General features: G+C 50.3%; 10 protein-coding genes. All 10 read right to left on the minus strand.

From position 1 onward, the window contains the following. Positions 1-75: 75 nt before the first annotated feature. The 10 genes from nuoE to GX419_02630 all read right to left on the minus strand — a co-directional run bounded on the left by nuoE (position 76) and on the right by GX419_02630 (position 8,472). Positions 76-558: an NADH-quinone oxidoreductase subunit NuoE gene (gene nuoE, locus GX419_02585; GenBank protein NLI23581.1), complete on the minus strand. Its 483-nt coding sequence runs from the start codon at positions 556-558 to the stop codon at positions 76-78. A 31-nt stretch (positions 559-589) separates the two neighbouring features. Continuing rightward, entirely contained in the window at positions 590-2,377 is a 1,788-nt protein-coding gene (locus GX419_02590; protein ID NLI23582.1) for a 2Fe-2S iron-sulfur cluster binding domain-containing protein, read from the minus strand. Between the two features lie 21 nt (positions 2,378-2,398). Further along, a complete protein-coding gene (locus tag GX419_02595) occupies positions 2,399-4,177 on the minus strand; it encodes an NADH-quinone oxidoreductase subunit NuoF (GenBank protein ID NLI23583.1) in 1,779 nt (592 codons plus the stop codon). Positions 4,178-4,210: 33 nt separating this feature from the next. After that, the gene (locus tag GX419_02600) at positions 4,211-4,612 is read right to left on the minus strand and encodes a (2Fe-2S) ferredoxin domain-containing protein (GenBank protein NLI23584.1); all 402 of its coding nucleotides are present in this window, start codon (positions 4,610-4,612) and stop codon (positions 4,211-4,213) included. A gap of 65 nt (positions 4,613-4,677) precedes the next feature. Then, positions 4,678-5,271 carry an ATP-binding protein gene (locus GX419_02605; protein ID NLI23585.1) on the minus strand — a complete coding sequence of 198 codons (594 nt, stop codon included), beginning with the start codon at positions 5,269-5,271 and terminating at the stop codon, positions 4,678-4,680. Beyond that, positions 5,268-6,008: a PHP domain-containing protein gene (locus GX419_02610; GenBank protein ID NLI23586.1), complete on the minus strand. Its 741-nt coding sequence runs from the start codon at positions 6,006-6,008 to the stop codon at positions 5,268-5,270. Before GX419_02610 ends, GX419_02605 begins: the two co-directional genes overlap by 4 nt. After that, complete coding sequence (locus GX419_02615; GenBank protein NLI23587.1) at positions 6,005-6,343, minus strand: serine kinase; 339 nt, start codon at positions 6,341-6,343, stop codon at positions 6,005-6,007. The genes GX419_02610 and GX419_02615 overlap by 4 nt, the downstream gene beginning before the upstream one ends. Beyond that, the gene (locus tag GX419_02620) at positions 6,330-7,709 is read right to left on the minus strand and encodes a 4Fe-4S dicluster domain-containing protein (protein ID NLI23588.1); all 1,380 of its coding nucleotides are present in this window, start codon (positions 7,707-7,709) and stop codon (positions 6,330-6,332) included. Before GX419_02620 ends, GX419_02615 begins: the two co-directional genes overlap by 14 nt. Further along, positions 7,699-8,124 (minus strand): anti-sigma regulatory factor, encoded by a 426-nt coding sequence (locus GX419_02625; GenBank protein NLI23589.1) that lies wholly within the window; start codon positions 8,122-8,124, stop codon positions 7,699-7,701. Before GX419_02625 ends, GX419_02620 begins: the two co-directional genes overlap by 11 nt. 3 nt (positions 8,125-8,127) lie before the next feature. After that, complete coding sequence (locus GX419_02630; GenBank protein ID NLI23590.1) at positions 8,128-8,472, minus strand: hypothetical protein; 345 nt, start codon at positions 8,470-8,472, stop codon at positions 8,128-8,130. Between the last annotated feature and the right edge of the window lie 413 nt (positions 8,473-8,885).

Genomic DNA, 8,885 nt, shown 5'->3' on the forward strand with positions numbered 1-8,885 from the left:
GTTCCAGCGCAGAGCGTAAAGACAATTGCAAATGACGAATGGCCAACGGCGAAAAGCAAGAGTCCCTGCTTCCGGCTATTCGTATTCTTTCAGAATTTCCTTTACTCCTTCGGGGGCAACGCGGCCATAAACCTTCTCTCCTATCATAACCACCGGCGCCAGTCCGCAGGCCCCCACACACCGCAAACAACTCAGGGAGAACTTCCCGTCGGGCGTGGTCTGCCCCACTTCAATCTTCAGATTTTTACGGAACTCATCGAGCACCTTCTCTGCACCCCTTACATAGCAGGCCGTGCCGGTACAGATGGATACCGGATGCTTGCCTTTGGGAACCATGGTAAAGAAGTGGTAAAACGTAACCACGCCATATACTTTGGCCACAGAAATGTTCAGCTCGGAGGCAATGACTTCCTGCACCTCGGCCGGAAGATATCCAAACTCATGCTGAGTCTGGTGCAGCACATTGATCAGTTCCCCGGGATCGTTGTTAAACGACTTGCAGATTTCCTTTATCCGGTTCACTGCTTTTTCCTGTAACTCAATTTTAACCCGTGACATATGGTAAATTCTTTTCTGTTAAACAATACTATCAGGCCTCTGATTCCTCGGTTTTGATTATGTACCGCTGGCTCTTGTCAAAATAGTGGGTATGGAGCAGGTGGTGCGATTTTTCGCTCAGTGGCCTGCCGAGGAACTCTTTATATAATTCAATGATAGCAGGGTTCTCGTGTGATTTCCGGATGGGTTTGCGGGCATCTTCTTCGTAAATAGCCTTCTGACGGGCTTTGAGTATGGAAGAGTCTCCGTGATGGAGGGGTTGACCGCCACCGCCTATGCATCCGCCCGGGCAGGCCATGATTTCGATGGCATGGTACTGCGATTTTCCGGCCCGAATGTCTTCGAGCAGTTTGCGGGCATTCCCCAGTCCATGGGCAATACCAATATTGATAGGCGTGCCGTTGAAATCAATGGTAGCTGAACGGATGTTCTCCATACCGCGCAGTTCGTTGAAGGTTATGCGCGGAAGCTTCTTTCCGGTATGCAATTCATAAGCCGTACGCACAGCGGCTTCAATTACACCTCCCGTGGTGCCGAATATAACTCCGGCGCCGGTTGATTCGCCCAGAGGAAGGTCAAATTCTTCATCCGGCAGAGCAAGGAAGTCAATATTAGCCTGCCTGATCAGATTGGCCAGTTCGCGCGTAGAAAGTGCATAGTCGACATCGGGATTCCCGTCGGTACTGAACTCTTCGCGCTGGCATTCGTATTTCTTTGCCAGGCAGGGCATAATGGATACCACCACCAGGTCTTCCCTCTTAACCCCGATTTTTTCGGCGAAGTAGGTCTTGGCAATGGCTCCGAACATCTGCTGGGGCGAGCGGGCTGTAGAGGGAATTTCCTTCATGTCGGGGAAGTGGTGCTCGAAGAAATTCACCCAGGCCGGGCAGCAGGAGGTAAGAATGGGCAGTTTCACGGAAGCGTCGCCGCTCAGGTAGCGGCTCAGGCGCTCGAGCAGTTCTGTCCCTTCCTCCATGATGGTAAGGTCGGCCGCGAAGTCGGTATCGAACACATATTTGAACCCCAGCTGACGAAGGGCGGCCACCATTTTGCCCGTAACCAGTGTGCCGGGTTCGAGGCCGAATTCTTCGCCCAGGGCGGCACGGACAGCCGGAGCTGTTTGTACGATGACGGTTTTGCGCGGGTCGGCCAGCAGGCGAATCACGGCATTGGTATGATCCACTTCGGTGAGCGCACCGGTAGGACAAACAGCCACACACTGGCCGCAATATGTACAGGGCGACTGCTCCAGATTCATTTCAAAAGCCGGGGCTACCACTGCCATAAATCCGCGGTTAACGGCCGAAAGAGCACCTACCGTCTGTACCGTATTGCACATGGTTTCGCAGCGCCGGCACATGATGCATTTGTCCATGTCGCGGATAATGCTCGGGGAAGTGTCTTCACGGTAGTGCGACTGTTCCCCAGTATAATGCAGTTTTCTGATGCCCATTTCCTGCGCCAGTGCCTGCAAATCACACTTGCCGCTCTTGGCACATACCAGGCAGTCGAACGGATGGTCTGAAAGAATAAGTTCCAGCACCGTTTTGCGTGCATTCAGCACCCGTATATTGTGGGTATTCACCTCCATGCCCGGCATACACTCGGTTGCACAGGCCGGTGCCAGGTTGCGGCGGTTTTTTACTTCCACCACACACATCCGGCATCCTCCCGGTCGGTTTTCAATGTTCATGTCGTCCAGCTTCAGATGGCACAGGGTAGGTATTCTGATACCTGCCTTGCGGGCTGCTTCCAGAATGGTTGTGCCCGCCGGTACTTCAATCTGTTTATTGTCAATCGTTACTTTTATTGTTTCCATACGTTCAGAGTTTTCCGGTCATTAATTGATATACACAGCATCAAACTTGCATTTCTCCATGCAGGCCCCGCATTTGATGCACACATCCTGGTTGATGGTATGGGGCTGTTTGCGTTCGCCGCTGATGGCGTTTACCGGGCATGCCCGTGCACAGGCTGTGCATCCCACACAATTTTCGGGATTAATGTAATACCGCATCAGCGATTTGCACACACCGGCACGGCACTTTTTGTCGCGCACATGTTCCACATATTCATCCCAGAAATTGTCAAGCGTTGAAAGGACAGGATTGGGGGAAGACTGACCCAGTCCGCACAACGAAGTATCCTTGATTACCTGTCCGAGATTCCGCAATAGTTCGAGGTCTTCCATGGTTCCCTTCCCTTCGGTGATGCGGGTAAGGATTTCATGAAGACGTTTATTCCCGATCCGGCAGGGGGCACATTTTCCGCACGACTCATCCACGGTGAACTCGAGATAGAATTTGGCCACATTCACCATGCAATCGTCTTCATCCATCACAATCATACCCCCCGACCCCATCATGGAACCGCTTGCCACAAGATTTTCATAATCGATGGGAGTATCGAGGTGTTTTTCGGTAAGACAGCCGCCGGAAGGGCCTCCCGTCTGGACAGCCTTGAATTTTTTTCCGTTCTTTATTCCCCCGCCAATATCATAAATGACATCGCGAAGCGTAACACCCATGGGCACTTCAATAAGGCCCACATTGTTGATTTTTCCGGCCAGGGCGAAAACCTTTGTCCCCTTTGATTTTTCGGTACCTATGGAAGCAAACCAGTCAGCCCCCTTGAGGATAATTGCCGGCACATTGGCAAGGGTTTCCACATTGTTCACCGTGGTAGGCTTGCCCAGGTAACCATGTTCCGAAGGAAATGGCGGTTTGATGGTTGGCTCGCCGCGGTTTCCCTCCATACTGTGAATCAGAGCAGTTTCCTCACCGCAAACAAAAGCTCCGGCTCCGTAGCGCAGGTTGATGTCAAAGGAAAAGCCGGTACCCAGAATATTTTCACCAAGCAATCCGTATTCTCTTGCCTGGGCAATGGCAATCTTCAGCCGTTCAATAGCCAGCGGATATTCGGCACGGATGTAGATAAGGCCTTTGGACGCTCCGGTGCAATATCCGCAGATGGCCATAGCTTCCAACACCGAATGGGGGTCGCCTTCCAGCACGGAACGGTCCATGAAAGCACCCGGGTCTCCTTCATCGGCATTGCACACCACATACTTTTCATCGGCTTTCACTTTGGAGGTAATCTCCCATTTCAGGCCTGTGGGAAAACCGGCACCTCCCCTTCCACGCAGACCTGATTTTTTGATCAGTTCAATGGTCTGCTGGGGCGTCATTTCGGTCAGCACTTTACCCAGGGCCTGATACCCCTCACGGGCAATATATTCATCAATGTTTTCCGGATTAATGAACCCGCAGTTGCGCAAGGCAATGCGAATTTGTTTCTGGTAGAACTCCATGTGCTTGGAATCGCTAACCTTCTCCTTCGTCTCCGGATCAACATACAACAGCCGCATTACCTTACGTCCCTTCACCAGATGCTCTTCCACAATTTCACGGGCATCTTCGGGCTTTACCTGCACATAGAAGGTATTGTCGGGCATCACCTTAACGATAGGCCCTTTTTCACAGAAACCAAAGCACCCGGTCATGATAACCTGGATTTCATCCTGCAGGCTCCTGATTTCAATTTCCTGACGCAGGTTCTGTGCAATCTGTTCACTGAGCGAGGCACGGCAGCCCGTCCCTCCGCATACCAGCACATGCATTTTGTATTTCGGTGTCATTGCTTTCCTCCCTCCTTATTTTTTTTCATTGATGGTCTGATAATTCTGGGGAATGATCCCGTCAACGAGCTCGCCGTTGAGAATATACTTCTCAATGATCTCCTTTGCCTTTTTGGTATTTACATAGCCAAAAACTACCGGCTCCTGTCCCGGCAATTTCACTTCAATCGTCGGCTCGGCATAGCAATACCCCATACAGCCCGTTTGCGTTACTACTGCATCGATTTTCCGTTTGTCAAGCTCCTCAATTAAATAATCCATGGTTTCCCTGGCACCCGATGCAATACCGCAGGTTGCCATAGCCACTTTAACCTGGATCAGGTTCTCAGTATGTTCACTTTTCTCCCTCAGGTCGATCCGGCGCTTCAGCTCTTCGCTTTTTCTCCTGAGATCGGCCAGTGATGTAATCTTTGTCATGGTTCTTTTATTTTTAATTCGGTGGATCAAAAGTACTTGTTTTGCTTTTCTGATTCAGTTGTATATTAATGATTTATATCATTTTCAGCTAATTTAGAATCATTCTTCGTTTGACATTCTGCACCAATCTGCAGAAGGTTTTCATTGATATAGGTACTGCACATTCTGAGTACTTCGGGGTGGTTCAGGGGTAAGTTGCCGATAAATTCCTTAATCTGACGGGTATCGAAAACAAATGTGCCGTTTGCGGTGCGGTGTTCGTACACCAGATGCAGATCGGGATTGGCAGCCAGGAGGAGCCGCAGGGTAGCGGGAATGTCTCCCGCAGGAGGCCGGTCAATGTGCGAGAGCCGGAATTCAGCCGTCACCCTGGTTCCTTTGCCCTGCTGTGAATCAATGTCGAGTGACCCTCCGGCCAGCTCACAGTTCTGGCGTAACAAAGGCAGGCCTAATCCAAACCTGCGGGTGGTGCGGGTAGTAACCCAGGGATCGGTAACTTTTGCTGCAAAATCAGGCTCCATTCCTTTACCATCATCCTCAATCACCAGGCGGTACAGATCCTGACCGGGAAGCTCTTCAATGACAATACGGACAGTCTGTGCACCGGCAGTTACCGAATTCTCGGCTATATCAAGAATATGCAGAGAAATGTCTTTCATGCGGCAACAATTTTTCGTCCATTTTCACCCCTGAAAGCCATCCAAACTTCATCGCAGGTGAGCTCCTCAAGAAGAAAAACCGAGGTGATACGGCCAATGTCAGGCAGGAAGTGGGCATCGGAAGAACGGACAATGCGCTGTCCTCTCACTTCGGGATGGGTGTCAAGAAAATTTTCCAGGGCCGTACGCCATGAAACCTCGAGCGCATCAAAGGCCAGTCCGGCAGGGATGAACCCCAGCTGGCTGTACAGGCTGTTCTTGTGCCTGTCGATATGAGCCGGCACAAAAATGCCCCCCAGCGAATGTGCCATTTCGGCTACTTCCTCAACCGAAGCATCAACCGAGGAACCCAGATAGTACTCTACTTCATCGATAACCCTTTCCCCGCGGCCGACCAGAACCTGATAGCCCAGCACCTCGGGGCGATTCGGTATGCGGATAATCTGCCCGGTAAGAAAGTGCTGAAACTGAGCCAGTGATTCCCGGGAAGGGAAGAAGGCAAGGCAATGCACTTCCTCGCGGGTTGTCACTTCAGCACCGGGAAGCACCAGCATCTGGTATTCTTCGGCCATTTCCCTTATGAGCCAGGCATTCCCGGTATGATTATGATCGGTAATGCCCAGTATATCAATATTTTTGCTCCGGGCAGCCGCAAGAATATTCTCCGGGCTCATCTCCAGGTCGCCGCAGGGAGAGAGCACGGTATGGATATGCAGATCAGCCCGGTATTCCTTCATGCCCGTTTCAGCAAATTGTACAACTGTCCAGTAATTTCAAACGCATCGTATTCTGTTCCCAGCAGGGGGATATTTTCTTCATTGCTTTTCCGCAGGGTTTCGGCATCGGGTTTGTTGCCCCGCACCAGAATGATGGCCGATAGTTCCTTCAGTGAAGCTACGGCAAGGATATTTTTATGGGTCTGCAGGGTAATCCATATTTGTCCCTCACGGGCATTGCCCATCACATCGCTCAGCAGGTCGGAAACATACCCGCCTGTAACCTCAGCTTCCAGTGAGCGGGGCTCATTGAGCACAGTCAGGCCCAGTTGAGCTACAACATCAGAGACTTTCATTTTCTGCTCCTTTCTTTTTACAATCTTTTTCGAGCCTTTGTTCTCCCCACACCTGTCCGGTAATCCGATAGCTGTGTTCTGCATCGAGCTTATGGCTTTTTTCCATAGTCCGCTGTATAAAAGGACAATGAGAGAGGCTGGCTTTCTTTTGCACAACATCTTCCGCCAGGGTCTGGCAGGCAGGGGCGCCGCAGGCACCGCAGTCAATACCCGGCAGGTAACACATAAGCCTTCTGATGCGGGAGAGTTTCTGCATAGCCCTGGCAGGATCCTGGTCGAGGATAAGCCCCGGCCTGGGTTCAATGGGCCCCAGCCGGCAAGTTGAAGCAAGGTGCTTTTGCAGAGAAGAACTCATTCCGGATGGTTTGACGCCAAAGCAGGTGGATTTTCGCAGCAGTTCCTCGGCTACCAGCCAGCGGTTTCGGCTCAGAAGAATGCCTCCGGCACAACCGTTCTGACAGGCCCTGAGTTCCAGAAACTGATAGGCAGCAAGTTCTTCTTCATCCATTGCTTCAAGGAATTCCGAAACCTGACGGATTCCGTCAATTGACAGCGACCGGCCCGGAATATGCCTTGTTTCACCATGCGGCAGGGCAAATAACATTTCGTCGGGCGAGAGCGGCGTAACGGCAACGGAAGAAAGGCCATCCCCTCCTTTCCGGCTTAGAAGTGCGCTTACCCTGTCATACAGGGAATTCATATTAATCACCCCGTCAATAACCGAACCGGGTTCACCGACCGGACTTTTAATGGCGGCAATTTTGGCAGCGCACGGTGTAATGTAAAACAACCCTGCCTGCTCCCGCGCAATGCCGGCTTTGTCAAGGTTGTGCAGGCACCACTGAGCCGCCAGATCTACCGGAGGTTTCAGGGGCATAATCATACCCGTAAGGGAAGGAAATTTGACCTGAATGAGACGCACCACAGCAGGACAAAAGGCAGAGACCGGCCTGTGTTCATTTTCCGGATTCCGCACATAGTCCTGCTGTGCCTCTGCTAAAAAAGGTACTGTGCGTTCAACTTCGAAAACCTCAGTAAAACCTAACTCCAATATACTGCTTATGATCTTTCCGTAAGGAATATTTTCAGGAAACAATCCAAAGAAAACCGAGGGCACCAGGGCAATTCTGTACCGGTACCTGTCGAGCTGGCCAAGATTATCCTGCTCCACCTTAACAGCCGAGACAGGACAAACCCGGTAGCATTCGCCACAGTCAATGCACCGGTTTCCGTCAATGCGCGCCTTGCCGGCATGTACCCTTATGGCCTGGGTAGGACAGGCCTGCATGCAGTGGGTACAACCCGTGCAAACCTCTTCGTCGATGCGGAGAGCATGGTGGAAATATGACTGCGCTTCACTGTGCATGGAGATAATGAATAATTTCAACCTCCGTTCCCTGATTTACTTCACTGGTTATGGTGAGTTTATCTGAATTCTTCTTAATATTGGAAAGGCCCATACCAGCGCCGAACCCCATCTCCCGCACCACGGGCGAAGCAGTGGAATACCCCTCCTGCATGGCCAGCTCAATATCGGGTATGCCCGGGCCGCGGTCAGACAAAAACAGCCGTATCTTTTCCTCGTCAATATCCACCGTCACCGTCCCGTTCCAGGCATGTGCCACAATATTCACTTCGGCTTCGTATAAGGATATGGCTACCCGCTTTATTATCCTGTTGTCAATATTCAACTGCTTCAGGATCTTTTTCACCTGACTGGAAGCGAAACCTGCGTTGGTAAAATCGCCTCCCTGAACCGTGAACTTGAGCTGTACAGCCATATTCTACGAAACCGGCCTTACACCGGCTTTGAACAAAAGCCCTGATGTGTGGTACATGGAATTTTTGCTCTCGGCCAAAGCAATTCCGGCCTGTTTTGCCAGACTGATCATTTCAGGAGTTGCTTTCTTGTTCCGTACCAGCAATACAAATCCTATGTCGGCCATCTCAGCCGTACGGATAACCTGGGGATGAGCCAGGCCTGTAATAAGGACAAAATCATTTGCCTCCACCTGCAGTACGTCGCTCATAAGGTCTGACGCAAAAGCCTTCCGCACGGGTTTATCCAGGTACTCTTCTCCGTAAACCAGTTTGGCGCCGGTCATTTCCAGCACATCACGGATGGTCAGCACCGGAGAATTGCTTTCCGGAGCCACCGGTCCAGGATGTATTGCTTTGGTTTTATCCTGAAGCATATAAAATTTTTATGCAAAGATAATACATTTTGTTATAATTATAACAGCGTTATAATAATAACATTAATTTATAACGATTTTAAATTGAACTTTTTTTCGAAATATTTTTATCTGATATTCTGCATTTTGTATCATCCATCTCAGCCCGAACCGGCTTTTCTCAGCGTGTAAAAGTCCTGCATCGCATCATAGCACGCCATGTATCACCCCCGTTTCCCCGAAAATAATTTTCACTGAAAACAATTATCAGGAATATTGTATACAACATATTTTATTTTTGGTCAGTCGAAAAAAAATATGTTACATTCGTAATTTAATAATATAAAACTGTAACATAATACACAAGA

It is taken from the genome of Bacteroidales bacterium, assembly GCA_012517825.1.
In the GTDB taxonomy this organism is placed as follows: domain Bacteria; phylum Bacteroidota; class Bacteroidia; order Bacteroidales; family JAAYUG01; genus JAAYUG01.

Coding starts and splice junctions, on each gene's coding strand:
- nuoE (NLI23581.1), bottom strand. CDS start 558: ATGTCACGGGTTAAAATTGAGTTACAGGAAAAAGCAGTGAACCGGATA.
- GX419_02590 (NLI23582.1), bottom strand. CDS start 2,377: ATGGAAACAATAAAAGTAACGATTGACAATAAACAGATTGAAGTACCG.
- GX419_02595 (NLI23583.1), bottom strand. CDS start 4,177: ATGCATGTGCTGGTATGCGGAGGGACGGGCTGCCGTGCCTCGCTCAGT.
- GX419_02600 (NLI23584.1), bottom strand. CDS start 4,612: ATGACAAAGATTACATCACTGGCCGATCTCAGGAGAAAAAGCGAAGAG.
- GX419_02605 (NLI23585.1), bottom strand. CDS start 5,271: ATGAAAGACATTTCTCTGCATATTCTTGATATAGCCGAGAATTCGGTA.
- GX419_02610 (NLI23586.1), bottom strand. CDS start 6,008: ATGAAGGAATACCGGGCTGATCTGCATATCCATACCGTGCTCTCTCCC.
- GX419_02615 (NLI23587.1), bottom strand. CDS start 6,343: ATGAAAGTCTCTGATGTTGTAGCTCAACTGGGCCTGACTGTGCTCAAT.
- GX419_02620 (NLI23588.1), bottom strand. CDS start 7,709: ATGCACAGTGAAGCGCAGTCATATTTCCACCATGCTCTCCGCATCGAC.
- GX419_02625 (NLI23589.1), bottom strand. CDS start 8,124: ATGGCTGTACAGCTCAAGTTCACGGTTCAGGGAGGCGATTTTACCAAC.